Raw genomic sequence first — 25,160 nt, forward strand, 5'->3', positions numbered from 1 at the left:
AACCTATGCCAAGTTCGACATCCCGACCAAAGCCAAAGCCCAGCTCGATTCGCGTCGGCCACCGCTACCGTGCCAACCGACTGAAAGGCCCTTATGACGCTATTGTGATTGGCTCTGGCATTGGCGGGCTCGCCGCGGCAGCTTGTATGAGCAAACTGGGTAAAAAAGTGGCCGTGTTTGAACAGCACTACACCGCCGGCGGTTTTACCCACAGTTACGACCGTAACGGCTACGAGTGGGACGTGGGCGTGCACTACATTGGAGATATGGGCACCAGCCACACCTTGGGCCGGCGCCTGTTTGACCACATCACCGACGGCGAGCTGAAGTGGGCGCCCATGGACGCTCACTTTGACCGAATTTTTGTGGGCGACAAACAGGTAGATCTGGTCGCTGGGCCAGAGCCTTTTAAGGCCGAGCTGGTCGCAGCTTTTCCGGATGAAGCCAGCACCATCGACACCTATCTGGATTACCTGCGCCAGGTGTCCAAGGCCATGCCGGGCATTGTTCTGGGCAAGATTTTGCCCGATCTGGCCGTAGGCCCGCTGGCGAAAATTACAAAACGTCGTGCGCCGGCATTTTTGAACAAACCGACTCGCCAGGTTCTGGAAAGCCTGACCTCCAACCAAGAACTGATTGCCGTGCTTACCGGCCAATGGGGCGATAACGGCCTGCCGCCGGCACAGTCCAGCTTTATCATCCACGCGCTGATAGCCCGGCACTATTTACACGGTGGTTACTACCCGATCGGCGGTGCGTCAGAGATGGCGAAAACTATTATGCCGGTGATTCAGAAAAGCGGCGGCCAAGTCTTCACCTACGCTGACGTCACTCGTATTCTGATTGAAAATGGCAAAGCGGTAGGTGTCACCATGGCCGACGGTGAGGAAGTGAGGGCACCCCTGGTCATCAGCAACGCCGGTGTGTTCAACACTTTCAACACGCTGCTGCCAAAAACAGCACCAAGCTGGGACTACTATCAGGACAAGCTGACCACCGTAGAACGCTCTATGGCCAGCAACTGCCTTTACATAGGCCTGAAAGACACCGCTGAAAATCTGGGCCTGCCAAAAACCAATTACTGGATTTACCCCGGCCCCCATTACGAGCAGCAGGTGCAGGATTTTATGGACGATCCTGACGCCAACGACATCCCGCTCACCTACATTTCTTTCCCCTCTGCCAAGGACCCCAGCTTCGCCGAACGTTACCCCGGCCGCGCCACCATCGAAATTGTCGCTCCCGGTCCGTTTGAGTGGTATGCCGAATGGGCGGGCAAAACCTGGGGCAAACGCGGTGACGACTACGAAACCAAGAAAGAAAAATACGCCCAGCGTTTGCTGACTAAGCTGTACCAGAAATTCCCGCACCTGGAGGGAAAAGTGGATTACTACGAGCTGTCTACACCGCTTTCTACCCATCACTTCTGCCGTTACAGCCAGGGCGAAATTTATGGCGTGGCACACACTCCAGACCGCTTCGAGCAGGACTGGCTAAAACCCAAAACGCGCATCCCCGGCCTGTACCTGACAGGCCAGGACATCATGACGTGCGGCGTCGTAGGCGCGATGATTGGAGGGCTGTTAACGGCCGTAGCAGTGAGCGGTTTACGCGGCCTGCCACTGGCCAAAAAGATGTTTTTAGGCTGACATGAAAACCATTGGCCTCATCGGTGGTATGAGCTGGGAATCAACTCAGACTTATTACCGCCTGATTAACCAGAAAGTACGAGAACAGCTCGGCGGGCTCCACTCGGCAAAACTCATACTCTACAGCGTGGACTTTTCCGAGATTGAAGCGCTCCAGCACAAGGGCGACTGGGAGGGGGCCGCCAGAATACTGGTCGCCGCAGCGCAATCCGTGCAGTCCGCCGGAGCTGATTTTTTGGTTATTTGCACCAACACCATGCACAAGGTCGCCCCGCAAATTGAGCAGGCCACGGCCATACCCCTGCTTCATATTGCTGACGCCACCGCTAAAGCACTGCTCAACGATGGAATAACCTCGGTGGGGCTGCTTGGTACCCAATTCACCATGGAACAAGCGTTCTACCGGGAACGGCTTGAGCAAAAGGGCATTACCGTTATCATTCCAAATGATAACGAACGAGCTGTGGGCCACCGAATAATCTTCAACGAATTGTGTCAGGGCATTGTTAATCCTGAGTCAAAGGCCTGGTATCTTGATGTGGTCGTTGCCTTGGCCGCTCGAGGGGCGCAGGCCGTTATTCTAGGGTGCACCGAGATCAGCCTGCTCATCCAGGCCTCCGATACACAGGTTGCGCTTTATGACACAACAGACATTCATGCCGGCCAGGCTGTTACGCTCGCGCTGAATTGAACCTGCGGTCACCTTTGGCCTCCGAGGCGTTAAATACACCCATCCGTGCAAATCTAAAGCCCACAGCGGGTGGCTGTGGTATTACCATGTTGGACTCCGCGGTGAGCGGCCCACCTGGGGCGATTTAGTGTTTGTGTGGCTGATGCTGTTTTTCCTGTTTACTTCGATTGAAGAAGCCGCCGTGGATCTGGGCTACACCCCACTAAAAACGTTTTTTGTCGTGACACTACCGGTGATTACCCCAGCGCTGGCGTCTGGCTGGTTACTGGCGTTTACCCTATCACTGGGCGATCTGGTGATTGCCAGCTTTGTGTCTGGCCCAGGCGCCACAACCCTGCCAATGGTGGTATTGTCGTCAGTGCGCATGGGTGTATCACCAAAGATTAACGCGTTGGCCACGTTGATTATTCTGGCAGTATCGCTGGTGGCGTTTGTGGCTTGGTACATTATGCGCCGCAATGAAAAAAAGCGGCGCAGCGGCCACCTCTCTTAATGCCAAAACCGGGGACAGACTTGAAGTCTGTCCCCAACCTTATATCGTGCTTAACCGATATTTTTCTTCATGAACTTCTGCACTTGGCCAACAATCCCGCTCTGAAACATCAGCACCGTCAGTACAAAGATAGCGCCAAGAATGGCATCTACCCAGTCAGCCAGCGGGCCTTGCGATAGCTGATATTCCAGGTTAACCACAAAAGCTGCGCCCACCACCGGGCCCAACAGGGTTCCAGTGCCGCCTAGCAACGTCATCAGAATGACTTCACCCGACATGTGCCAATGGGCGTCATTGAGAGAGGCCAACTGGAACACCACGGTTTTCATGGACCCCGCCAAGCCTGCCAAGCCTGCAGAAATTACAAAAGCGATGATCTTGTAACGGTTAACGTTATAGCCCAGAGAAATCGCCCGTGGCTCATTCTGCTTTATGGCTTTGAGCACCTGGCCATAGGGGCTGCCCACAATCCGCTGCACCAGAAGATACCCGGCTAGAAACACCGCCAACACAAAATAGTACATATTGAGATTATCGTTCAAATCGATCAGCCCCAGGAACTGACCACGGGGTATGCCGTGCAAGCCATCTTCGCCGCCGGTGAAACTCGATTGCACAAAGAAGAAAAAAACCAGCTGCGACAGCGCCAAGGTGATCATCGCAAAGTAGATACCCTGGCGACGAATAGCCACCAACGCAAAGCCGAGACCCAGCAAGGTTGCTACCAGCGTGCCTGCAATAATGCCAAGCTCGGTGCTCAAGCCCGAAAAAGTGGTTAACAAATAACCGGTGGTATAGGCACCACTTGCCAAGAAGGCAGCATGGCCAAACGACAGCAAACCGGTGAAGCCCAGCAGTAGGTTAAAAGCAACCGCAAACAGGGCAAAGCACAGGATTTTCATCAAAAACACCGGGTACATCACCATCGGTGCCACTATAAGCAGCGCCAGCAGCACCAGGTTCAATATCAAACGCCTGCGATGTTCTGATTTTTGCTGATCCAGCATGGTTTTGTGAATATCCGCCGGATTTACCGAATCGCTCATGGTTACGCCTCCTTTCCAAACAAGCCGGATGGACGCACAAACAGCACTACCACCATCACCAGAAAAATCACCGCCGACGAAGCTGGCGGGTAGAAGGTTTTGGTCAGCCCCTCTACCACCCCCATCAGAACTCCAGTGATGATCGCACCAGCAATAGAACCCATGCCGCCAATGACCACCACCGCAAACACCACAATCAAAATGTGCGAACCCATATCCGGGGTAACTGAATAAATGGGTGCCGCCAATGCGCCGGCAAAAGCCGCCAGCATGACCCCAAAACCGTAGGTGAGGCTAACCAGCAAGGGCACGTTGATGCCAAAGCCCTGCATCAGTTGCGAATCTTCGGTGCCGGCTCGCAGATAAGCACCGAGCTTGGTTTTTTCGATCATGAACCAGGTACCAAAGCACACCAATAGGGCAATCACGATCACCCAGGCTCGGTAGTAAGGCAGGAACATGAAACCCAGATTCATACCGCCTTTGAACACGTCGGGCATGGAATAACGCAAGCCAGACACTCCATACATGTTGGTCAGCACGCCCTGAATAATCAGCGCGACGCCAAAGGTCAACAACAGGCTGTAAATGTGATCCTGACCTGCGATTTTACGCAGCAGGAAATACTCGATGGCGACACCCACGCAGCCCACCAGAATCGGCGCCACAAACAGCGCGGCCCAATAGCTGATACCCAGGGTATCGAACAGAATAACGGTGGCCATGGCGCCGAGCATGTACAGGGCGCCGTGAGCAAAGTTAATGATTTTCAGAAGACCAAATATAACAGCGAGGCCCAGGCTTAAAAGCGCGTAAAAGGCTCCGTTAATCAGCCCAAGCAGTAACTGGCCGAAGAGCACAGCGACAGGGACTCCCAAAATCATGGACATGTAGCTAACTCCAAAAGCAATGCAGGGGGCACCAAAGGTTGGTGCCCGTTCTGCTTGAGTCCGAGGGCTCCCCGCCGGGATTGCCGGGGGGCCCGTGGTTCAACTGCTTACTTGCTGGTTACCAGCGGGCACTGACTTTCAGACAGCGGGCGGAAAGCTTCTTCAGCCGGGATGGTGCGCACGATGTTGTACAGATCCCATTCGTTTGTAGACTCGGCCGGGGTTTTCACCTGCGCCAGGTACATATCGTGGACCATGCGGCCGTCTTCACGAATGCGGCCGTTGGTGGCGAACATATCGTTGATGGGCGTGTCCATCATTTGCTTGCGCACTGCTTGAGCTTCGTCTGAACCCGTGGCTTTTATGGCGTTCAGATACTGCATGGTGCTGGAGTAGATACCCGCGTGAACCATGGTCGGGCGCACTCCGGTTTCTTCCATAAAGCGATCAGCCCAGGCACGGGCGTCGGCGTTCATATCCCAGTACCAGCCTGTGGTCAGCTGAATACCCTGAGCTGCTTCAGCGCCGAGTGCGTGCACGTCAGTGAGGAACAACAGCAAAGCAGCTAAGGTCTGGCCAGACTGGGTAAGCCCAAACTCGCCGGCCGTAGTGATAGCGTTGGTTGTGTCTCCACCGGCGTTGGCCAGAGCCACAACATCCGCTCCAGAGCCTTGGGCCTGTAGAATAAATGACGAGAAATCCGGAGTCGGGAAAGGATGACGAATAGTACCAATGACTTCACCACCGTTGGCTTCCACTACCTTTGTTACGTCTGCCTCAAGAGCGTGGCCAAAGGCGTAATCAGCGGTGAGGATAAACCAGGTCTTGCCACCTTCTTTAACGATGGCGCTGGCGGTGCCGTTGGCCAGTGGGTAGGTGTCATACACATAATGGATATGGTTTGGCGTGCAATGCTCGTTGGTAATGCTGGAGGCCGCAGACCCGGATACAATGCCCAGCTTGCCATTTTCTTCCAGAATGTCGCTGACCGCGATGCTGACCGACGATGCCACCAGGCCGGCAACCATGTCGACGTTGTCATTTTCAACCCAGCGACGCGCCGTGCTGGATGCAACGTCCGGGCTGTTGCGGTCATCTGCGCTGACGATTTCAATTTTTTTGCCGTTCACCTGGCCACCAAAGTCGGCCACGGCCATTTCCAGGGCTATCAAGCCATTTGGGCCCGCAAGATCGCGATAGGTGCCTGACATATCTGCCAAATAGCCGATTTTAACCATATCATCGGAAATTTGTGCCTGGGCAGCACCGGCCATCAGAGTGGTCGCTATGGCGGTGGTCAGCAGCTTTTTAATCATTGTCATTGTTATTTCTCCACTACGTTCATGCGTGATTTTTATTGGTTTTCGACGTCGCTTACTGCACTTATACTTCTCTTTATTGGGCCCCGTTCCGCAAGTTTTTGTAATTACACCCCCAGATATCCGTTCAGCAAAGAGCGCTTGGAGTCCAGTTCTGAGGCACTTACTTCCTCCACAATCTGGCCATGCTCGACCACGTAGTGCCGATCCGCCAGAGGTGCAGCGAAGTGGAAATTCTGCTCTACCAGAATAATAGTCAGACCTTTACGTTTGAGCTTCATCAGAACCTCACCCAGCTTTTCCACAATGACCGGGGCTAGGCCCTCGGTAATCTCATCAAGCAGCAGCATGTTGGCACCGGTGCGAAGAATGCGTGCCAGAGCCAGCATCTGCTGCTCGCCGCCTGACAGTTTATTGCCAGGGCTGGCGCGGCGCTCATACAGGTTAGGAAACATGGTGTAAATTTCTTCCAGACTCATACCACCACTGCGCACAACAGGCGGCAACGTCAGATTTTCCTCTACGTTCAGCGACGCGAAAATTCCGCGGTGTTCGGGACAGAACCCCACACCCAGACGCGCTATGTGGTGGGGCGCGCAGCTCATGGTTTCTTCGCCGTTGATCATGATCGAACCGGTGCGCCGGCCCACCATGTTCATAATAGCTTTGAGCGTGGTGCTACGCCCGGCGCCATTGCGCCCAAGCAGTGTCACCAGTTCACCCCGGTTCACGACCAGATCAATGCCGTGAAGAATGTGAGATTCGCCGTAAAACGCATGCAAGCCAGAAACACGAAGCTGTTCGTAGTCTTTTTTTCCAACTTGGTTTTGGACAGCCGGGCTCATGCGTTTGCCTCCTTTTCCGACGCATTAGGATCGCTGGCGCTGCCCATATAAACTTCCCGCACCCGCGGGTCTGCCGACACGGTTTTGTAGTCGCCTTCAGTAAGCACTGCCCCTTGGGCCAGCACAGTGATGCGGTCGCAGAGTTTACTGACAACGCCCAGGTTGTGTTCCACCATCAGCACTGTGCGGCCGACAGCCGCCTTGCGCACCAATTCAACCACCTGACCAACATCCTCAGCACCCATTCCCTGGGTGGGCTCATCCAGCAACATCAACTGCGGCTCCATCGCTAGAGTGGTCGCCAGTTCCAACGCGCGCTTGCGGCCATAGGCCAGCTCAACGGTAGTAATATGGGCGAACTCTGCGAGCCCTACCGAATCCAGCAGCTCCATGGCGCGATGGTTCAATTTGTTCAGGCAGTTGCCGGATTTCCAAAAACTGAATGAGTTGCCTTCGAAGCTTTGCAGCGCCACCCGGATGTTCTCCAAGGCCGTCATATGGGGGAACACCGCCGAAATCTGAAACGACCGCACCACGCCTTCGCGGGCAATAGCGGCGGATTTCATCGTGGTGATGTCGCGACCATTGAACAAGATCTGGCCCCGAGTAGGAATCAGGAATTTTGTGAGCAGGTTAAACACTGTGGTCTTTCCTGCACCGTTAGGCCCTATCAGCGCGTGAATATGGCCTTTGCGGATGTTCAGGTTAACGTCGTCAACGGCGACAAAGCCTTTGAATTCCTTAACGAGGTTGCGCGTTTCCAGAACGTACTCTTCGCTCATGAGCCAATATGCCTTTTTTATTGTTGTACATCAGAACTAATCATAGATTGGCTTAACGTATACGTAAACGTCAATCATTAATTCAGCGATTTTTCCGTGTTTTTTTGCTGAACACTTGTGGCCGCAACTCTGAAGACCATCTATCAGCGTTGCGGAGGCATGGAGTAAGTCATCGTGGAGTGCGCGACTGGCTCCTCGACTCCCCGAGAATATATAAACACCTCCCCTACCGCCATTGTTTTGCCCACCTTAAGCATGGTCGCACGGGCCCATATGGGCTGATTCGCCACTGGCTTGCGTAGAAAATTGATATTCAGGTTGGTGGTCACCGCCAGCGGCACCAAGCCGATTTTGGACAACAACGCAGCGTAGAGCGTGACATCCGCCAGCCCCATCATCACCGGTCCAGACACGGTGCCGCCGGGACGCAAATGGGTTTCGTCTACGTCGAGCATCATTTCTGCGCTGCCATCGCCCAGCTCGTACAGAGTCCCAAACGCCGCGCCTTGGGGAAACTGCTCGTCTAGAAAAGCCTGCAACTGCTCCATTGTTACTTTCATTCGCTGGTGTCTTCCCTAGCGCGATCACGCAGAATAAAGCGCTGTATCTTGCCGCTCGGCGTTTTGGGTAGCTCGTCAACAAACTCGATTTCCCGCGGGAAAGCGTGGGTGGACAGACGCCGGCGCACATGGTTCTGCAGTTCTTCTCTCAGAACCTGGTCATCGGCCGGAATCTGGTCGCCTTTGATCACCACGTAGGCCTTGATGATGGCGCCACGCTTTTCATCGGGCTTGGCTACCACACCGGACTCCGCCACAGCAGGATGCTCCAACAATGAGCTTTCAACATCGGCTGGCCCCACTCGATAGCCTGAGGTAGTAATGATGTCGTCGTCGCGCCCACTGAACGAAAAACTGCCGTCGCCGTTGTTAATGGCCATATCGCCGGTCAGGTAGTAACCCTGGGCGAACGGGTCTTTTTCACCCCAGGTGTAGCCATCGAAATGAAACAAAGGCGATGCAGCCACATCAATGGCAACTTGCCCGGCTTCACCGGTGCCCACCTCTGCATGCTTTTCATTCAGCGCTACAACACGGTGCCCTAACGATGAGAAACCCATGGCGCCCTCTTTTACCGGGTGCGCCAAACCGTGGAAGTTGCAGCAGGTCATGCCCGTTTCAGTCTGACCGTAGTGATCTTTTACCTCACAGAAATGACGACGACGGATCCAGTTAACCACCTCCGGATTCAAGGGCTCGCCGGCGCTACTCGCTACCCGCAGCCCGAGATTTTCACCTTCAGGCAGCACGTGATCATTCGCTTTTAACAACCGATAGGCCGTGGGCGCCGCCGCAAGATTTGTAATTTTGTACTTGCGGATCATGTCGTAGGTGCTTTCAGGGGTAAACGCGTTGGGATTGAAGTGGGTAGCGTGGCCCATCAGCAGCGGCCCGATAACCGCATAGTACAAACCGTAGGCCCAACCCGGGTCTGCCACGTTCCAGAATGTGTCGCTGTCACGAAGGCCCACCGCATCGCGCATGTAAACATAGAATGACAACAGTGCCCGGGCTGGAACAGACACCCCTTTGGGCTTGCCCACGGTGCCCGAGGTAAACATTTGCAGGAAAGGGTCAGTGCCTTTAATCAGCACCGGTTCAAATTGGCCGGACTGCTCGCCCAGCGCCTGATAAAAGTCAGCATCACCATGGCCAGCTTCCGCCGAATCGACACACAATACCGACGGGCAGTTTTTAACGTCATCCAGCTTTGAACGATTTGCCGGGTTGGTGACGATCAATTTGGTGCTCGCCCGTTCCAGGCGGTATTCGATAGCGCCAGAGCCAAACGCAGTAAACAACGGTTGATAAACAGCGCCAATGCGCCAAGCGCCCGCCATAACAATGAGCAGTTCCGGGGTGCGCGGTAACAAACCCGCAATACAGTCGCCCTTGGCCACTCCCTGCAACTTCAGGTAGTTGGCAAAACGGGCGGACGCCTGTGTCAACTCGGCAAAAGTAAGAACGCCGTCACCGCCGTCTTCCGTTTCGTAATACAGCACAACTTTTTCGGCATTGGCTGCCCATTTATCGCAAATTTCGTGGCAAACATTCAGCCCGCTGTCCAGGCGACCATCCAATACTTCGGCCTCCAGAGCAGCAAGATCAAAATTGTTGTACGCATCGACGTATTCCGGAAGGCTCATTTTTTGCTCCTGTTATTTTTGTCTGTGGCTCTACGTACACCAGATTTATCATAGGTGCCAGTTTACGTAAAGGTAAACTTTAGGCCAAGACAAGTCCAAGCAAGCGTTATAAGCTTCTTTGCGAGCAATAAATTTATGAACTGGACGCCGGCGCAGAATCTGCTGGAATACCCCCTGAACAGCCCTCATCAATGGCGCCGCCAGCAGGCCCCACACTGCCGGATTGGGCAGACCAATAGTCCATGCCGTCAGCCCGGTGGCAATGCCCACCAGCAGTAAATAGGGGGGCAGCTTACCTGCACCGCTGAATTGGCGCGTGGCGATTAAACAATGGCTCGCCTATTGCCATCAAAACCTTACCGCTTGCCTAAAAACCGTGGTTGTTCAATATCATGGTGCTGCAGCCACCGATATATGGTGGGCCGGGACACATCGAAGCGCCGGGCCACTTCGGTAATGTTCCACCGATAGGTTTCAAGTGCCAGCAGCAGACAACGCCGCCCATCAGGGCTTTCACTCGGTTCTGTGGGCACAGCCACACTCTTTTGCTTCAAACAGGCTTCTGGCAGATCTTCAGCGGTGATTTCGTGGTTATCACAGGTGGCTTCCGCAAAGGCCAAAGCGTTGACCAATTCACGGATATTTCCTGGCCAATGGTACGCAAGCATGGCACTCATGGCGTCGGCCCGAATGTGGACATCCTCGACTTGACCCTGCTTTATAAGCTTTCGCAATACACTGTTAATAACATGCTGGCGATCAGCTCTCTGGCACAGCGAGGGCAATTTTAAAGTCGCACCGTTCAGGCGATAGTATAGGTCAGAGCGGAAAGCCCCCGACTGAACCAGCTGCTCAAGGTTCTGATGCGTTGCTGCCATGAAACGGCAGTTCACCCGAATCGGTGCCTCTGCGCCAACCGGAAGAACTTCACCTTCTGCAAGCACCCGCAACAGCCGCGTCTGTAGATGCAGGGGCATGTCTCCGATTTCGTCCAGAAACAGTGTTCCACCTTCTGCCTGTTGAATAAGGCCGCGCATGCCTTTGGCACGCGCGCCGGTAAATGCTCCGGCCACATAGCCGAACAACTCACTTTCAATCAGGGATTCTGGAATTGCCGCACAGTTAACAGCAATGAACGCGCCGCTTGCCCGGCTGCCTGACTGATGTATGGCCTTGGCCAAAACTTCTTTGCCAGTGCCCGTTTCGCCAAGAATAAGTAGCCCGACATCGCGGTTCCGCAGGCGTTTGGCCAACGAAAGGGTACGCCGCATAACCGGGTCGTCTGCGGCCAGCTGGTCTAACTCCGGCACGCGCTCGTCGTTACTGGCTTTTACGCTACCGGAGTAATCGGCCGGTTTGGCTTTTGGTTTGATCAGTGTGGCAAACAAGGTGTCTTTATTGGCGTAATGCCTGAATGCTTTGACCTGATCATCGTGATCGTACGGGATGCTCCAGATATCTCGAAGATCGCATTCAAACAATTCGGTCATCCCGGAAACCCCATCGATAAGGCCGGCGGCATTTTTGGGCATGAGCGAGCGCCCTGCGGTATTGACGGCTTCGATGCGGCCACCTTCGTCAATCGCAAACAGATACTGGCCATTAACCTGGACAAATTCGCGGGAAACGCCGCAGCGTAGAACGGTCTGATTACGGTAGCGTCGTAAAAAATAAGCGTCTTCTATCAAGCGTGCATAGAGCTGGGTTAAGTGCAGCGCGAACGTCTGGCTTTCACGGGCATTTGGCGAATCCAGGGCCGATATGTCGAGCACCGCAAGCAAATCGCCGGAAGGGTCACGAATCGGCGCCGACGTGCAGGTAAGGCTGATGTGCGTTGCATCAAAATGATCAACCCGGTGGCAGGTCAACGCTTGCTGTTCCTGAATGCAGGTGCCCACAGCGCAAGTGCCGGCGTACTGCTCGTTCCAATCGGCACCTAGATAAAGCCCGGCTTTGCGCAAACGGCGGTCGTAACGTCGGTCGCCGAGGTATTGAACGGTAATCCCCCGGTGGTCGGTCAACAGCACCACGTAACCAAGGCCCGCAATAATCCCGTAAAGCTGGTCTACCCCTGCCCGGGCCACGTTCAGGAACTCGTCCACCGAATCCTGATGCTCGCGCAAGGTCTGCTGCGTAACAATGCGAGCGCTGCGCGGCCGGCTCGGATCCATGCCGTAGTCTTCAATACAGCGTTTCCAGGATCGCCCAATCAACTCGGCGTTTGGCGTTAACGCAGGGTAAGAGTCTTTCGCCGCAAAGTTCAGGATCGAATGAATATGACGACTCTGCGCCAGCTGATGGGTCATAACGGGCCTCGCGATGCTGTGCTCATTTTGTTGTTGTTGACAACGAATATAAAGGCAACCAATGAAGAGCATAGACCGCACAGCACCATAACGACATGCTTCATTAGTACACTCTACCGGCAATCTCTATTCGCCCCCCTTGCGTTACACCTGTAACACCAATGAGCTCTGCAATGTTTCAGGTGTAACACCAAAATCTTCTCTAATCCGCTCACACCCCCAACGCCCGCACAGTTAAAAACCATTTATTTTATTATTTTCAATAATTTATATTTCACAGAGTTTTCTGTAAAAAAACTGGCATGCCTGCTGCATCCTGACAATTGTCATGAAGGAGTAAATTCCTGCAGTGGGTGCCATGCACCCCGGTAACAAAAACAATCTAACACCGGAAAGCTAGGATGACGGAGACCAAGATGACTGAGAATAAAGTGACAGCGACCCAACAAGCCCAGCAATGGCTTGACAGCTTTGAGGAAACCCTGAATTCGGACAACCCCGCGCAAGCCGCCGATCTGTTCGAAGACGGTGGTTTCTGGCGCGACCTGGTCACCATGACCTGGAATATTAAAACAATGGAAGGGCGCGGAGCCATTCGCGACATGCTCAGCGCCACGGCCAAGCGAACCCAGCCCGCAAACTGGCAGGTTTCCGAAGAGGCAACCGAACAGGATGGCGTGATCGACGCCTGGGTCACCTTCGAGACCGTTGATGCCATTGGCAAGGGCCATCTGCGCCTACGCAACGGCCATGCATGGACACTGCTGACAACCATGCAGGAGCTGAAGGAATTTCCGGAGAAGCGCAAATTCAACCGCGCCAAGGGCGCGGAGCACGGCGCCAGCAAATCCCGTAAATCCTGGCTCGAAACCCTGCAAGACGAGCAGCAGGAATTAGGTTATAGCCGCCAGCCTTACTGCGTCATTATCGGCGGCGGCCAGGGTGGTATTGCCCTGGCCGCCCGGTTGAAGCAACTGGACGTGCCCACTATTGTTGTAGAACGCAGCGCCAAAGCCGGTGACTCCTGGCGCAACCGTTATAAGTCCCTGTGTCTGCACGACCCGATATGGTACGACCACCTGCCTTATTTACCGTTTCCCGATCACTGGCCCGTTTTCGCACCAAAAGACAAAATTGGTGATTGGCTGGAAATGTACACAAAAGTCATGGAGCTCAACTATTGGAGTTCTACCGAATGCACCGCCGCCCGCTATGACGAAGCCAGTAAAGAGTGGGTAGTAGACGTGGTTCGTGATGGCGAAAAGGTGACCCTGCGCCCGCAACAGCTGGTGCTGGCCACCGGCATGTCCGGCATCCCGAATGTTCCCGACATTCCCGGTATGGACACGTTTGAAGGCGAGCAACATCACTCCAGCCGGCACCCCGGCGGCGAAGCCTTCAAAGGTAAAAAGTGCGTGATTCTTGGCGCCAACAACTCCGCTCACGACATCTGTGCAGCGCTTTGGGAAAACAGCGCCGACGTGACTATGATCCAGCGTTCATCGACTCACATCATCAAGTCGGACACCTTGATGGATGACGTTCTTGGCGGGCTCTATTCGGAACAGGCGATTGCCGATGGCATGACGACGGAAAAAGCGGACCTTACCTTTGCGTCTGTACCTTTCCGAATCATGCCCGATTTCCATATTCCGGTTTACAAACAGGTGGCCGAAAAGGACGCAGATTTCTACGGACGGCTGAAAAAAGCCGGATTTATGCTGGACTTCGGTGACGACGGTTCCGGCCTGTTCATGAAATATCTTCGCCGGGGATCGGGTTACTACATTGATGTGGGTGCGTCAGAGTTGGTCGCAGACGGCGAGATAAAACTGAAAAGTGGCGTCGGTATCGAACACATCAACCCACGTTCTGTAACCCTGACAGACGGCACGGAGCTGCCTGCTGACCTGATTGTTTACGCCACCGGTTATGGCTCTATGAACGGCTGGGCGGCACGCATTATTTCTGAAGAAGTTGCTGACAAGGTGGGGAAATGTTGGGGAATGGGATCGGACACCACCAAAGACCCAGGCCCGTGGGAAGGTGAACTGAGAAACATGTGGAAACCCACGCAACAGGAAGCCCTGTGGTTCCACGGCGGCAACCTGCACCAGTCCCGGCACTATTCGCTGTATCTGGCGCTGCAGTTAAAAGCGCGTAAAGAAGGCATTGATACGCCGGTGTATGGACAGGAATCGGTACATCATTTGTCTTGATTAGCCACAAGGGCTGGCCGTAACGGTCAGCCCTTGTCATTTCCTGCCGGTCGCTCTCTAGCGGATACCCTTTACCCGTTAAACTCTGCTGGCTTACTTTGGACTGTAAAGCCGCTGAATACTGGAAAAATCCAGATCTGCATTTCCCTGTCCCGCGTGAAGCGAGAACAAGTTACGAGCCAGTGAGCCCATGGGAATCGACGCCTCGTTTTTCACTGCGTTGTCGAATGCCAGGCCCAAATCTTTGGTCATCAGTTTTACCAAAAAGCCACCTTCGTAGTTGCGTGATGCCGGCGCCGCTTCCATCACTCCCGGCCAGGGGTTATACACGTTCAACGCCCAGTTACCGCCAGAGCTTTGCTTCATGATTTCCGACAGTACGGCTGGGTCCAGCCCGTTCTTCACACCCAAAGCCAATGCTTCGCTGGTGCCCGCCATCAAGATGGCCAGCAGCATGTTGTTGCAGATTTTGGCCACCTGCCCCGAACCGTGTTCACCAGCGCGAAAAATGTTCTTGCCCATGTCCTGCAGAATGGGCTGGGCAGCCGCGTAATCGGCCTCGGAGCCACCGCAGATGAACGTTAACGTGCCAGCCTTTGCACCACCAACGCCACCGGACACCGGTGCATCCAGAAATCGGATTTTGTGCTCTGAGGCTTGCGCCGCTACTTTTTTGGCGGTTTCCGGAGCAATGGTCGAGGAATCAATTACCAGGGTGCCTTCCGGCAGAGCTGCCAGCAAACCTTCAGCGCCCAGATAAACCGCTTCTACGTGCTGGCCAGCAGGCAGCATAGTAATCACGCACTCAGCGCCTTTAACGGCTTCATGAGCGGTGTCGGCGCTGCCTGCACCTTCGGCTTTCAGCGCGCTGACGGCGTCTGCCGACAAATCAAACACGGTGACCTGGTGGCCGGCTTTCAGCAGATTGCTGGCCATAGGGCCGCCCATATTACCAAGGCCAATAAATGAAATAATTGCCATCGTATTTCCCTCTTTTGTTTTAGTGCGGCTTCTTTTGTTAAATGCTGTTAAGTGCCCTGCTCATGGCGGCTCTAACAGGCTCAAACAAAAAAGCCGTTAATCCATTCGTTATCGATGTCCGCAAGGGTGGCGTAACGCCATCTTGGTTGCTGGTCTTTGTCGATCAGCAAAGCCCGCACGCCCTCGGCAAACTCACCTTTACTGAGGCAGTTGGTGGACAGCAGCAATTCTTTATCAAACACCTGCTTCAAGCCATCCAGGCGGCAGCGGTGCATGTGTTCCCACACCAACGCAAGAGCCACCGGCGACGCTGTTGCGAGCGGCTTCACGGCTTTGGCCAGCCAGCCATCGCCCGACGCCAGTTCCTTCAACTGGGCAATGGTCTGCGCCAGGGTGTCGGCATCGGTGGCGCGGTTGATCTCATCAAAGTGATCGCGAACGGGTGAAGCAAGCTGGGCATCGGCGCTCTGTTGCTCAAACTGACGCAATAGCGAGCCTACGACCTCATGGCCATGGCGGCTTTGCCAGTTGGTTCGAGTCAGTTCGGCAACCACCTGAGCTTTCAAATCGTGCTTTATAAAACGATCAGCCATGCCGGTGAATAGCGCATCGGCGCCGTTCATACGGGCGCCCGTGAGGCCCAAAAACAGACCGGTTCGGCCGGGGCAGCGATTGAGAAACCAGCCACCGCCCACATCCGGGTAAAGCCCGATGGTGGTTTCAGGCATCGCCAGTTTTGAGCTTTCGGTCACTACCCGATAGGAAGCGCCCCGCATAATGCCCATGCCGCCGCCCATCACAATGCCGTGGCCCCAGCACACAACCGGTTTGGGGTAGCTGTGAATCAAGTAATCCAGTTCGTATTCTTCGGTGAAGAACGCCTTACCGATATCAGCGCTTCCGGCCTCCGTCATACTGCGATACAGAGCAACGATATCGCCGCCGGCACAAAACGCCTTGTCGCCTTCGGCTTCCAGCCACACAGCGCATATCCGTTCATCTTCAGCCCAGGCTTTCAGCTGTGGGGTCAGCAGGCGAATCATTTCCAGTGACAAAGAGTTCAGCGAGCGCGGCGCGTTCAGGCGTGCGACTCCGATGGCGGCGTCGCCTGCGGTTTGCCACTGCTCAAATACAATCGGTTGATCACTCATGGTGAATCCTTTGGCCCATGTGTCGGATTGGCGTTAGCGGTTTTTCCACTGCGGCTTTCGCTTGCCTAAAAACGCATTGACGCCTTCTTTCTGGTCTTCAGTAGAAAACAGCTCGATGAACAGTTCCCGCTCCAAGCGCCAGCCGTCCTCATGGTTATGACCGTCACGCACGTTCATGATCAGATTCTTACAGCGAGCAATTGACGACGGGCTTTGTTTGCAAGCGCCTTCTGCCAGCTCCAAAGCTTTTGCCAAACTTTGGCCGGTGGGGACCACTTCTTCCACTAGACCAATGCTCAGAGCCTTGTCGGCTTTCAGGCGCTCACCACACAGAATCATGCGCTTGGCCCAACCTTCGCCCACCAGCCATGGCAGGTTTTGAGTGCCGCCAGCGCAGGGCAACAGGCCAACCGATGCTTCTGGTAGAGCCATTTGCGCGTGCTCTTCAGCAATACGGATATCACAGGCCAACGCGCATTCCAGGCCGCCGCCCATGGCGTAACCGTTAATGGCCGCAATGGACACGCCGCGGAAGTGGGTTAGCGCGTCAAACGCTGAGCCAAAAGCCCGGGACATGTCTGTGGCGCGGGCAATGTCGCCGTCGGCAAAGGCATTCAGATCCGCTCCGGCAGAGAAGAATTTCTCGCCTTGGCCAGTAACCACCAACGCATAAATGTCTTTGTCAGCGTTCAATTCAGCGATCGTGTGCTGTAATTTGCTTAACGAGTCGCGGGTCCAGGTATTCGCCGGTGGGTTGCTGATCGTCAGCACGGCAATGTGGCCGCGTTTTTCCAGTTGCAGCTTATCGCTCTCAAAATCGAGTGTGTCGCTCATAAGATCTCCGCAATGTGATGTTGAATGGCTTCCGCCACTGAATCGCTTCTGCTACTGAATCGCTTCCGCGACGCCCTGCTCCAGAATGCGGCGGGCCACAATCAGGCGCATGACTTCGTTGGTGCCTTCCAAGATTTGGTGCACCCGCAAGTCCCGCAGGTATCGCTCGAGGGGGTATTCCCGAATATAGCCGTAGCCACCGTGCAGTTGCAGGGCGTCGTTGACCACGTCGAAACACACGTCGGTGGCAAAGCGTTTGGCCATGGCGCAATGCAGCGTGGCTTCAGGGTCGCCGTTGTCTAATTTGAACGCGCCCAGGCGCACCATTTGCCGCGCTGCAACCAGATTGGTGGCCATGTCCGCCAGTTTAAATTGCAGAGCCTGAAACGCCGCCAGCGGTTTGCCAAACTGGGCACGGGCGTGCATGTAGTCACGAGCACGAAGCAACGCCGCCTGAGCACCGCCCAGGGAACAGGTGGCAATATTCAAGCGGCCACCGTCGAGGCCCTTCATCGCAATGGCAAAGCCTTCGCCTTCGGCGCCTAGGCGGTTGGCCACCGGCACTCGAACATTTTCCAATGTGACCGAGCGAGTCGGTTGGCTGTGCCAGCCCATTTTCTTTTCATTCTTGCCATAGGACACGCCGTCGGCGTCCGCCGGAATCAAAAACGCAGAAATGCCTTTGGCACCGCTGTCCGGGCCGCCGGTACGAGCCATCAAAATCAGCACATCGGTTGCCCCAGCACCGGAAATAAAAACCTTGCTGCCGTTGATGACATAATCATCACCATCCCGTTCTGCTTTGGTACGCAGGCTCGCTGCATCGGATCCTGCGCCGGGCTCGGTCAGGCAATAAGACGCCAATTTCTCACCGCTGGCCAAGGTAGGCACGACATTCTGTTTGACCTCGTCTGTGCCAAAACTGGCGAGCATCCAGGTTGCCATGTTGTGAATGGTTATAAAGGCTGCAGTAGAGGGGCAGGCAGCAGCCAACTCCTCTACAATCACCGCGGTGTCTTGGCGCGAAAGCCCCATGCCACCAAAGGCTTCCGGCGTGTAGAGCCCGCAAAAGCCCATTTCGCCGGCTTGTCGAAGCACATCTTTTGGAAAGATGCTTTCTTCGTCCCAGTGCGCAGCGAAAGGCGCCATGGATTTTTGCGCGAATGCCCGCGCTGCCTCGCGAAACGCCTGCTGGTCTTCGGTCAGGTCAAAGTTCATAGCTGGCTCCTGCTCGTATCCCGCCTGCCTGACCAGCAAACTTGTGCGTCAGACAGATGGGACACTGCGAATCAACGCAACTGAATAGAGAAGTTGGCTTCAGTGCTGGTGGCTTCTGAGCTGAACCAGCGCGAGGTAACGGTTTTGGTTTCGGTGTAGAAACGCACGGCCTGCTTGCCGTAAGCATGCTGATCACCGTAGAAAGAACCTTTCCAGCCGGTGAACGAGAAGAACGGCAGGGGCACCGGAATGGGGATGTTCACACCCACCTGACCTACTTCAATTTCGTGCTGGAAGCGACGGGCTGCGCCACCTGAGCCGGTAAAGATAGAGGTACCATTGCCATACGGGCTGCGGTTAATGAACTCGATGGCTTCGCCCAGGGAATCTACTTCGGAACAGCACAGCACCGGGCCGAAAATTTCTTCGTTATAAATGTCCATTTCGCTGGTCACACCGGCGAACAGTGTAGGGCCTACCCAGTTGCCATTCGGCAAACCGTCCACGGTGCAATTGCGGCCGTCCAGCAGCAGCTGGGCACCCTGGGCTTCACCCGTTGCGATCAGCGCCTCGACACGCTCTTTGGCTTTCGGGCTTATAACCGGGCCATAGCTGGCGCCGGAATCGTTCCAGGCACCGGGGCGCACTTTGGCCATAGCTTCTTTTAATTGCGGGATCCACTGTCGCGCTTCGCCTACGAATACCGCAACCGAGATGGCCATGCAGCGCTGCCCTGCCGCGCCCACAGAGGCGCCTACAAGAGCGTTGAGCACCTGCTGCTTGTCGGCATCCGGCATGATAACCATGTGGTTTTTAGCGCCTGCGAAAGACTGCACACGCTTCATATTGCGGGTGCCGGTTTCATAGATGTAGCGCCCAACAGGCACAGAACCAACAAAAGAAATCGCTTTAACGACAGGGTCGTTCAGTAGGGTATCTACCTGCTCTTTACCACCGTGAACAACCTGCAAAACGCCCTTGGGCGCGCCGGCCTGTTCGAACAACTCAGCAAGACGTGTCGGTGTTAGGGGATCCTGTTCCGAAGGCTTCAGAATAAAGGTGTTACCGCAGGCAATGGCTATAGGAAACATCCACAGGGGAATCATTGCGGGGAAGTTGAACGGCGTAATACCCGTGCATACGCCCAAGGGCTGAATCCAGGAATGAGTGTCGACTTCGCGGGCCACGTTTTCAACGGTTTCGCCCATCATCATCGACGCTACGTTGGCGGCGTGCTCAACCACTTCGATACCGCGCCATAGATCACCCTTTGCATCATCAAACGTTTTGCCGGTTTCCTGAGCCAGGATTTCAGCAATTTCATCATGGTGCTCTTTCAACAACGCCTGATAACGCAGCATCACCCTTGCCCGCTCTGACACGGGCACTTCTTTCCAGGTTTTGAAGGTTTCAGCCGCAAAATCGATGGCCTTGCGCATCTCTGCAGGCGTGGTGTTCGGGGCCCTGGCGATGACTTCATTGGTGGCGGGATTGGTCACGTCAATCCAGCTGTCAGTCTGGCTTTGAACAAATTCACCTGCAAGGTACAGAGGAACATTTTTCATGGGGCGGATCCTGCGTGTTGGGTCTATCGAAAGTTTTGTTGTTGTGCAAGTTTTGAGCGACACCGGATTATCGTGCGGATTAGCTCAAACATGTCGTTCAGACTAGCACGGTAATTGGGGCCGTGTGATTGACTAAGTTTCGTCAATAATGGACTATCTTTCGATCACGAAAAGCGGAAATTCCATATGGCCCTAACGTCGCAATGGCCAGCGCCGCCCGACAGCGTGCGCTACTTACTACCCGAACCCAGCGTTCAACTTCTAAGCTCGCACCCGCTTACCCGCGAGCTCTATCCCATTGCTTTCGGCCACTATCGGCGGGCGAGCGGGCACCACATGCACCGAGAACAACCTGCGGATCATTTGCTGATCTATTGCAGCGATGGCCAAGCTTTTCTTAATGTGAATGGCGAAGCTTTTACCGTCAGCGCGGGCGACTTGGTGCTGCTGCCTGCCGGCGCTAGCCACCGCTATACCGCCGATCCGGCCAACCCTTGGACCATTCACTGGGTACATTACACCGGCCCGTTAGCCGATGCTTTTAACAGCCACATGGGATTCGACCAGCAAACACCGGTGCGTTATATCGGCCGCCAACCAAGGCTGTTAGTGGATTTCAACGGTTTATTGTCGGTGCGACAAACCGGCTTTCGCACCAGCGGATTGATTCACGTAGCCAATCGCCTACGCCAACTGCTGGCGGCGATACCCATGATTGCGGAACACAGCGAACAAGACGCCGGTCCGGACCTGGAAGTGTTAAATAGTTACATGCGGGAAAATCTGGAACAAAGGCTAACACTGGAGCAGCTGGCAGAATTAGCTGGTTTGTCGCCAGCGCATTTTGCTACCCGCTATCGCGAGCGCACGGGCATTTCACCCATCCAGCACTTTTTGCGTTTAAAAGTGGAGCGCTCTTGCCAGTTGCTGGATAGCACAACGCTTCCGTTCGCGGCTATAAGCCGCCAGTTGGGCTACGACGACGCCTACTACTTTTCGCGACTGTTCAAGAAAATCATGGGGAAATCACCGCGAGATTACAGACACACTGCACGGCACTGAATTGCGGCTTGAAGGCACGCTTTTAAAAATATTAGCAAGCGACTGTTACGAAATTGATCTGAGGCAACGCTCTGTTTTGATTGATTCCGTAAGCTCCAAGGGAGTATTTAATGAGCGTTTTTTTAGGAGAATAACATGGCCGCAGAACCCATTACGCTGTTCGATAACGGGCACCACAAATGCTTGATGTTTGATTCGCTGGTTATTGGTGAGGGCGTTCAATCAAACCAGTTTCTGCTGGTAGATGGCCAACACGAAGCCCTGATTGACCCAGGTGGTGATCTTACCTATACGCCGCTGGCCGTGGCTGCGTCGCGTTTCATGAATATTCACGAATTGGATTACGTATTCGCATCACACCAGGACCCGGACATTATTGGCTCTATTGACCGTTGGCTGGTGCACACCCGCGCCAAAGTGGTGACATCCAAACTATGGGCTCGCTTCCTACCTCATCTGGTGTCTGAGCATGTGGCCAAACTGGTGGGCGGCAACGTTTATGATCGCATTATGGCGATACCGGATGCCGGAGCGAATGTTCGCTTTGGAGACACTTACGTTCAATGTTTACCCGCCCACTTCATGCACTCGGTGGGTAACATTCAGTTTTACGATCCGATCGCGAAAATTTTGTTTTCCGGGGATTTAGGCGCGTCTATGGGCGGCCCCGATGAACACCTCCCGGTAACCGATTTCGACAAGCACATTCCTTACATGATGGGCTTTCATCGCCGTTATATTGCCTCGCAGAAGGTATGCCGCCTGTGGGCCAATATGATTCGGGAAATGGATGTACAGGCCATTGTGCCCCAGCATGGCAAGCGCTTTGAAGGCCCGGAAATGGTGGAACGCTTTCTGAACTGGGTCAGCTCGGTAGAGTGCGGTATCGACCTTGTGACTCAAGATAACTATCGCCCACCGGTAGATTACGTCTAAAAAGAATAAACACTGTTCGATCCCTGCGTTGTCCAGTAAAATCCTTCGCTCTTAAAAGAGTTTCAACGGGACTCAAAAGCGTTTCAAAAGAGATTTACGAGAGTTTCAACCGAGCTTAAAAAGAGTTCCACCCTGCAATCAAAGAGGCAGCGCACATGGGCAGAGCCTATCAGAACCGCAAACAATCCATGGCCAAGACGGCCGACGCCAAGACCAAGGTTTACAGCAAGTACGGTCGTGAAATCTATATGTCCGCGAAATCCGGCGGCACCGACCCAGATGGCAATCTGTCTCTGCGCGCGCTGATCGATCGCGCCAAAAAAGACCAGGTTCCCAGCCACGTTATTGAAAAAGCCATCGACAAAGCCCATGGCGGTACCGGTGAAGATTACTCACCAGCGCGCTACGAAGGCTACGGCCCGGGTAACTGCATGGTCATTGTAGATTGCTTGACCGACAACCCCAACCGCACCTTTGGTGATGTGCGCCTGGCGTTTACCAAAACCAAAGCCAGAATCGGCACGCCGGGCACCGTTGCCCACATGTTCGACCATTGCGCGATTTTTGCCTTCAAGGGGCAAGATGAAGACGCTGTTCTGGAAGCGTTAATGGATGCGGATATAGACGTAACTGACATCGAAATGGAAAACGAACTGATCACTGTGTTCGCGCCCCACACCGAATACGCCAAGGCCCGCCAAGCGCTAATAGATGCGTTCGAAGGCATTGATTTCGACGCTGACGACATTCAGTTTCTGGCAAAAACCACCACAGAGGTGAGCGGCGACGACATTCCGATGTTTGAAAAATTTCTGGATATGCTGAATGAGCTGGACGATGTTCAGACCGTGTTCCACAACGCGGAACTGCCGCAGGAACAAACATCCTGAGCAGGGATTTTTTCGGCGATGACGACTCCGCTCGCTGACACTCGCAAGCCACGCGTTACCATTTTAAAAACCGGCGCAACCTACCCACAGATTCGCGAACGCTGCGGCGATCTCGAATCCTGGTTTGTTGGTGGATTATCTTCGGTGCTGGAGCGGGCATACCGCACAGTGGCTGGCCGCGGCGGTAACCGCAGAAGTGCCGGTGCCGGACGAGTGCCTATGGACTCCAGTTGTTGGATCACGTCCTGGGTGGCACGCCGGTGCCCCCTCACTCTGCTTTGGTGAAAATAGCCACATCCTTTTTCGGTATTTCCAACGCCCATTTATACCGCTCAGCGATTAACGCCAGGGTTTCTTCTTTGTAAAACACCACATGAGTGGGGTCGCGCCGGTAATGCCAGCTTGCAAAGCGGGCGTCGTCCGTCTGAAAGCAGGTCATCACGGCCAGCAAGCCGCCAGGCTTTAGTAGGCTATCCAGCTGGCGTAAGACCGCCGCAGGCTGGTGCAAATGTTCCAGCACTTCCGTGCAGGTGATGAAGTCGTATTGTTGGTGTAGAACGTCAGGCTGCGGATGGAAAAACGGATCGTAAAGCGCCATGGTCATACCCGCTTCCTCCAGCATACCAGCCAGCACCGGGCCTGGGCCGCAGCCAAAATCCAGGCCGTGAGCTCCAAGTGGAAGTCGGGCCAATAAGGGATCTGCTGCCTTAGACAGGAAACGACGATAACCGGGATCGCCCGGGTTGTTGTCGTGGTATTGGTAGATGGTTTTTTCCTGTTCGGCACTTAAACGACTGTCAGGAGCCATCACGGTGCATTGACATTCAGGACAGCGCAAATAGTGCTGTTTTTTGAGGGTCTGAAAATGCTGTAACTCGTCCTGCTCGCAGACAGGGCAAATTATTGAAAGCGTTGAGGGCATCGGGCGGTTCTAGGTGGGTTAAGCGGGCGTTATCGAGCAACAATGGCAGAGGCGGGTGTTCACGTCCAGCGCTCTGGTTAACACTCTGGCGATTAAACCCTTACCGAGTGTCGGCTGCGACCGGAGCGCTCGCCTGTTATGATGCACCGCTTAATTGAACCCACACCCAGCCGGTACCCTGCATGACCCAGTCTTCTTCCACACGCCTGAACAAATACATCAGCGAGAGCGGCATTTGTTCGCGGCGCGAGGCCGACCGATACATCGAGCAGGGTAGCGTGCGAATCAACGGCAAGCGTGCCAGCGTTGGCGATCAGGTATTGCCGACGGATACGGTGATGGTCAACGGCCAAATCATTGAGCCCCGTGCTGAAGAAGATCAGGTATTCATCGCTCTGAACAAGCCAGTGGGCATTGTCAGCACCACCGACAGCGCCGAACGCGACAATATTCAACGCTTTGTCGGGCACACGGTGAGAATTTTCCCTATCGGCCGGCTAGACAAGGATTCTCAGGGACTGATTTTTATGACCAGCAACGGCGATCTGGTCAACAAGATCCTGCGGGCGGGTAATAATCACGAGAAAGAGTATTTGGTCACCGTTGATAAGCCCATCACCAAGACCTTTATTGACGGTATGGCCGGCGGGGTGCCAATTCTGGGTACGGTTACAAAAAGATGCCGGGTGTCGCAGGAGTCGCGCAGTGTGTTCCGCATTGTTCTGGTACAAGGCCTGAACCGGCAGATTCGACGCATGGCGGAGCATTTTGGCTTTGACGTAACGCGCCTGGAACGGCAGCGCATTATGAATATTAGCCTAGGCAATCTGCCCGTTGGCCAATGGCGGGATTTAACATCAAAAGAACTGGCGGTGCTGATGGACAGCATTCGGGATTCGTCATCCGATGCCCCAGCGGCGATTCAAAAGCCCGCCAGTAAGACGACGCCGGTCAATGCTCCGGCACACAAGCGCGACAGCCACAAGCCACGCGCCGGCAATAAGACCCCTCCTAGGCCAGGCGCCAAATCTGCAGAAAAGCCCGGCAGACGGCCCGATAACCGCCCCGACTCAAAGCCGGCGGCGCGGCCAAAACCCAAGCCGAAGAAGCAGCGCCAGCGCAGCACTAAACGCTAGCGCGGGCTTTTATCTGTTT

At 54.6% G+C, this 25,160-nt stretch carries 22 protein-coding genes and 1 pseudogene; 9 read left to right on the forward strand and 14 right to left on the reverse strand.

Annotation, left to right across the window (positions count from 1 at the left end; all coding sequences use genetic code 11):
- The first annotated feature begins 5 nt into the window (after positions 1–5).
- The 3 genes and pseudogenes from ABA45_RS12175 to ABA45_RS12185 form a co-directional block, all read left to right on the forward strand.
- The gene (locus ABA45_RS12175; RefSeq protein ID WP_048386477.1) at positions 6–1,649 is read left to right on the forward strand and encodes a phytoene desaturase family protein; all 1,644 of its coding nucleotides are present in this window, start codon (positions 6–8) and stop codon (positions 1,647–1,649) included.
- A gap of 1 nt (position 1,650) precedes the next feature.
- Positions 1,651–2,340, forward strand: coding sequence for an aspartate/glutamate racemase family protein (locus tag ABA45_RS12180; protein ID WP_048386479.1), 690 nt, complete (start codon positions 1,651–1,653; stop codon positions 2,338–2,340).
- A 163-nt stretch (positions 2,341–2,503) separates the two neighbouring features.
- Positions 2,504–2,833 (forward strand): annotated as a pseudogene (locus tag ABA45_RS12185) (ABC transporter permease subunit); the annotation flags it as partial.
- A gap of 50 nt (positions 2,834–2,883) precedes the next feature.
- Here the strand turns inward: ABA45_RS12185 and ABA45_RS12190 are convergent.
- From ABA45_RS12190 to ABA45_RS12230, 8 genes are all read right to left on the reverse strand, one after another.
- Positions 2,884–3,879 carry a branched-chain amino acid ABC transporter permease gene (locus tag ABA45_RS12190; RefSeq protein WP_048386481.1) on the reverse strand — a complete coding sequence of 332 codons (996 nt, stop codon included), beginning with the start codon at positions 3,877–3,879 and terminating at the stop codon, positions 2,884–2,886.
- 2 nt (positions 3,880–3,881) lie between these two features.
- Positions 3,882–4,769, reverse strand: a complete 888-nt coding sequence (locus tag ABA45_RS12195; RefSeq protein WP_048386483.1) for a branched-chain amino acid ABC transporter permease — start codon at positions 4,767–4,769, stop codon at positions 3,882–3,884.
- A gap of 107 nt (positions 4,770–4,876) precedes the next feature.
- Positions 4,877–6,091, reverse strand: a complete 1,215-nt coding sequence (locus ABA45_RS12200) for an ABC transporter substrate-binding protein (RefSeq protein WP_048386485.1) — start codon at positions 6,089–6,091, stop codon at positions 4,877–4,879.
- A gap of 104 nt (positions 6,092–6,195) precedes the next feature.
- Positions 6,196–6,933 (reverse strand): ABC transporter ATP-binding protein, encoded by a 738-nt coding sequence (locus ABA45_RS12205; protein ID WP_048386487.1) that lies wholly within the window; start codon positions 6,931–6,933, stop codon positions 6,196–6,198.
- On the reverse strand, positions 6,930–7,715 hold the full coding sequence (locus ABA45_RS12210) for an ABC transporter ATP-binding protein (protein WP_048386490.1): 786 nt from the start codon (positions 7,713–7,715) through the stop codon (positions 6,930–6,932). The genes ABA45_RS12205 and ABA45_RS12210 overlap by 4 nt, the downstream gene beginning before the upstream one ends.
- Before the next feature lie 143 nt (positions 7,716–7,858).
- Positions 7,859–8,275 (reverse strand): PaaI family thioesterase, encoded by a 417-nt coding sequence (locus tag ABA45_RS12215; protein ID WP_048386492.1) that lies wholly within the window; start codon positions 8,273–8,275, stop codon positions 7,859–7,861.
- Positions 8,272–9,921: an AMP-binding protein gene (locus tag ABA45_RS12220; protein WP_048386494.1), complete on the reverse strand. Its 1,650-nt coding sequence runs from the start codon at positions 9,919–9,921 to the stop codon at positions 8,272–8,274. The genes ABA45_RS12215 and ABA45_RS12220 overlap by 4 nt, the downstream gene beginning before the upstream one ends.
- A gap of 356 nt (positions 9,922–10,277) precedes the next feature.
- On the reverse strand, positions 10,278–12,227 hold the full coding sequence (locus ABA45_RS12230; RefSeq protein WP_048386498.1) for a sigma-54-dependent Fis family transcriptional regulator: 1,950 nt from the start codon (positions 12,225–12,227) through the stop codon (positions 10,278–10,280).
- Positions 12,228–12,643: 416 nt separating this feature from the next.
- On the opposite strand from ABA45_RS12230, the gene ABA45_RS12235 reads away from it, so the two are divergent.
- The gene (locus ABA45_RS12235; protein ID WP_048386500.1) at positions 12,644–14,446 is read left to right on the forward strand and encodes a flavin-containing monooxygenase; all 1,803 of its coding nucleotides are present in this window, start codon (positions 12,644–12,646) and stop codon (positions 14,444–14,446) included.
- 93 nt (positions 14,447–14,539) lie between these two features.
- Here the strand turns inward: ABA45_RS12235 and mmsB are convergent, their stop codons facing one another.
- The 5 genes from mmsB to ABA45_RS12260 form a co-directional block, all read right to left on the reverse strand.
- Positions 14,540–15,427 carry a 3-hydroxyisobutyrate dehydrogenase gene (gene mmsB / locus ABA45_RS12240; protein ID WP_048386501.1) on the reverse strand — a complete coding sequence of 296 codons (888 nt, stop codon included), beginning with the start codon at positions 15,425–15,427 and terminating at the stop codon, positions 14,540–14,542.
- 80 nt (positions 15,428–15,507) lie between these two features.
- Entirely contained in the window at positions 15,508–16,578 is a 1,071-nt protein-coding gene (locus ABA45_RS12245; RefSeq protein ID WP_048386503.1) for an enoyl-CoA hydratase/isomerase family protein, read from the reverse strand.
- A 33-nt stretch (positions 16,579–16,611) separates the two neighbouring features.
- Entirely contained in the window at positions 16,612–17,412 is an 801-nt protein-coding gene (locus ABA45_RS12250; RefSeq protein WP_048386505.1) for an enoyl-CoA hydratase, read from the reverse strand.
- A 51-nt stretch (positions 17,413–17,463) separates the two neighbouring features.
- On the reverse strand, positions 17,464–18,630 hold the full coding sequence (locus tag ABA45_RS12255; protein WP_048386506.1) for an acyl-CoA dehydrogenase family protein: 1,167 nt from the start codon (positions 18,628–18,630) through the stop codon (positions 17,464–17,466).
- 71 nt (positions 18,631–18,701) lie between these two features.
- Positions 18,702–20,195 carry a CoA-acylating methylmalonate-semialdehyde dehydrogenase gene (locus tag ABA45_RS12260; protein ID WP_048386508.1) on the reverse strand — a complete coding sequence of 498 codons (1,494 nt, stop codon included), beginning with the start codon at positions 20,193–20,195 and terminating at the stop codon, positions 18,702–18,704.
- A 186-nt stretch (positions 20,196–20,381) separates the two neighbouring features.
- On the opposite strand from ABA45_RS12260, the gene ABA45_RS12265 reads away from it, so the two are divergent.
- The 4 genes from ABA45_RS12265 to ABA45_RS12280 all read left to right on the forward strand — a co-directional run bounded on the left by ABA45_RS12265 (position 20,382) and on the right by ABA45_RS12280 (position 23,368).
- On the forward strand, positions 20,382–21,257 hold the full coding sequence (locus tag ABA45_RS12265; RefSeq protein ID WP_048386514.1) for an AraC family transcriptional regulator: 876 nt from the start codon (positions 20,382–20,384) through the stop codon (positions 21,255–21,257).
- Positions 21,258–21,392: 135 nt separating this feature from the next.
- A complete protein-coding gene (locus tag ABA45_RS12270) occupies positions 21,393–22,193 on the forward strand; it encodes an oxygen-binding di-iron domain-containing protein (protein WP_048386516.1) in 801 nt (266 codons plus the stop codon).
- Positions 22,194–22,348: 155 nt separating this feature from the next.
- Positions 22,349–23,083, forward strand: coding sequence for a YebC/PmpR family DNA-binding transcriptional regulator (locus ABA45_RS12275; protein ID WP_048386518.1), 735 nt, complete (start codon positions 22,349–22,351; stop codon positions 23,081–23,083).
- Between the two features lie 18 nt (positions 23,084–23,101).
- Entirely contained in the window at positions 23,102–23,368 is a 267-nt protein-coding gene (locus ABA45_RS12280) for a hypothetical protein (RefSeq protein WP_048386519.1), read from the forward strand.
- Here the strand turns inward: ABA45_RS12280 and ABA45_RS12285 are convergent.
- Positions 23,352–24,005, reverse strand: a complete 654-nt coding sequence (locus tag ABA45_RS12285) for a class I SAM-dependent methyltransferase (RefSeq protein ID WP_048386520.1) — start codon at positions 24,003–24,005, stop codon at positions 23,352–23,354. The genes ABA45_RS12280 and ABA45_RS12285 overlap by 17 nt on opposite strands.
- Positions 24,006–24,187: 182 nt before the next feature.
- Between ABA45_RS12285 and rluF the strand changes: the two genes are divergently transcribed.
- Positions 24,188–25,141, forward strand: a complete 954-nt coding sequence (gene rluF / locus ABA45_RS12290; protein WP_048386521.1) for a 23S rRNA pseudouridine(2604) synthase RluF — start codon at positions 24,188–24,190, stop codon at positions 25,139–25,141.
- Positions 25,142–25,160 lie beyond the last annotated feature (19 nt).

It is taken from the genome of Marinobacter psychrophilus (genome assembly GCF_001043175.1).
Lineage (GTDB): Bacteria > Pseudomonadota > Gammaproteobacteria > Pseudomonadales > Oleiphilaceae > Marinobacter > Marinobacter psychrophilus.

Bases quoted from the DNA above. Each gene is read 5' to 3' on its own strand.
- ABA45_RS12270 (WP_048386516.1), top strand. From the start codon at position 21,393: ATGGCCGCAGAACCCATTACGCTGTTCGATAACGGGCACCACAAATGC.
- ABA45_RS12190 (WP_048386481.1), bottom strand. From the start codon at position 3,879: ATGAGCGATTCGGTAAATCCGGCGGATATTCACAAAACCATGCTGGAT.
- ABA45_RS12285 (WP_048386520.1), bottom strand. From the start codon at position 24,005: ATGCCCTCAACGCTTTCAATAATTTGCCCTGTCTGCGAGCAGGACGAG.
- ABA45_RS12210 (WP_048386490.1), bottom strand. From the start codon at position 7,715: ATGAGCGAAGAGTACGTTCTGGAAACGCGCAACCTCGTTAAGGAATTC.
- ABA45_RS12230 (WP_048386498.1), bottom strand. From the start codon at position 12,227: ATGACCCATCAGCTGGCGCAGAGTCGTCATATTCATTCGATCCTGAAC.
- ABA45_RS12195 (WP_048386483.1), bottom strand. From the start codon at position 4,769: ATGTCCATGATTTTGGGAGTCCCTGTCGCTGTGCTCTTCGGCCAGTTA.
- ABA45_RS12250 (WP_048386505.1), bottom strand. From the start codon at position 17,412: ATGAGCGACACACTCGATTTTGAGAGCGATAAGCTGCAACTGGAAAAA.
- ABA45_RS12280 (WP_048386519.1), top strand. From the start codon at position 23,102: ATGACGACTCCGCTCGCTGACACTCGCAAGCCACGCGTTACCATTTTA.
- ABA45_RS12180 (WP_048386479.1), top strand. From the start codon at position 1,651: ATGAAAACCATTGGCCTCATCGGTGGTATGAGCTGGGAATCAACTCAG.
- ABA45_RS12205 (WP_048386487.1), bottom strand. From the start codon at position 6,933: ATGAGCCCGGCTGTCCAAAACCAAGTTGGAAAAAAAGACTACGAACAG.
- ABA45_RS12220 (WP_048386494.1), bottom strand. From the start codon at position 9,921: ATGAGCCTTCCGGAATACGTCGATGCGTACAACAATTTTGATCTTGCT.
- ABA45_RS12235 (WP_048386500.1), top strand. From the start codon at position 12,644: ATGACTGAGAATAAAGTGACAGCGACCCAACAAGCCCAGCAATGGCTT.
- ABA45_RS12175 (WP_048386477.1), top strand. From the start codon at position 6: ATGCCAAGTTCGACATCCCGACCAAAGCCAAAGCCCAGCTCGATTCGC.
- ABA45_RS12275 (WP_048386518.1), top strand. From the start codon at position 22,349: ATGGGCAGAGCCTATCAGAACCGCAAACAATCCATGGCCAAGACGGCC.
- ABA45_RS12245 (WP_048386503.1), bottom strand. From the start codon at position 16,578: ATGAGTGATCAACCGATTGTATTTGAGCAGTGGCAAACCGCAGGCGAC.
- ABA45_RS12200 (WP_048386485.1), bottom strand. From the start codon at position 6,091: ATGACAATGATTAAAAAGCTGCTGACCACCGCCATAGCGACCACTCTG.
- mmsB (WP_048386501.1), bottom strand. From the start codon at position 15,427: ATGGCAATTATTTCATTTATTGGCCTTGGTAATATGGGCGGCCCTATG.
- ABA45_RS12255 (WP_048386506.1), bottom strand. From the start codon at position 18,630: ATGAACTTTGACCTGACCGAAGACCAGCAGGCGTTTCGCGAGGCAGCG.
- rluF (WP_048386521.1), top strand. From the start codon at position 24,188: ATGACCCAGTCTTCTTCCACACGCCTGAACAAATACATCAGCGAGAGC.
- ABA45_RS12260 (WP_048386508.1), bottom strand. From the start codon at position 20,195: ATGAAAAATGTTCCTCTGTACCTTGCAGGTGAATTTGTTCAAAGCCAG.
- ABA45_RS12265 (WP_048386514.1), top strand. From the start codon at position 20,382: ATGGCCCTAACGTCGCAATGGCCAGCGCCGCCCGACAGCGTGCGCTAC.
- ABA45_RS12215 (WP_048386492.1), bottom strand. From the start codon at position 8,275: ATGAAAGTAACAATGGAGCAGTTGCAGGCTTTTCTAGACGAGCAGTTT.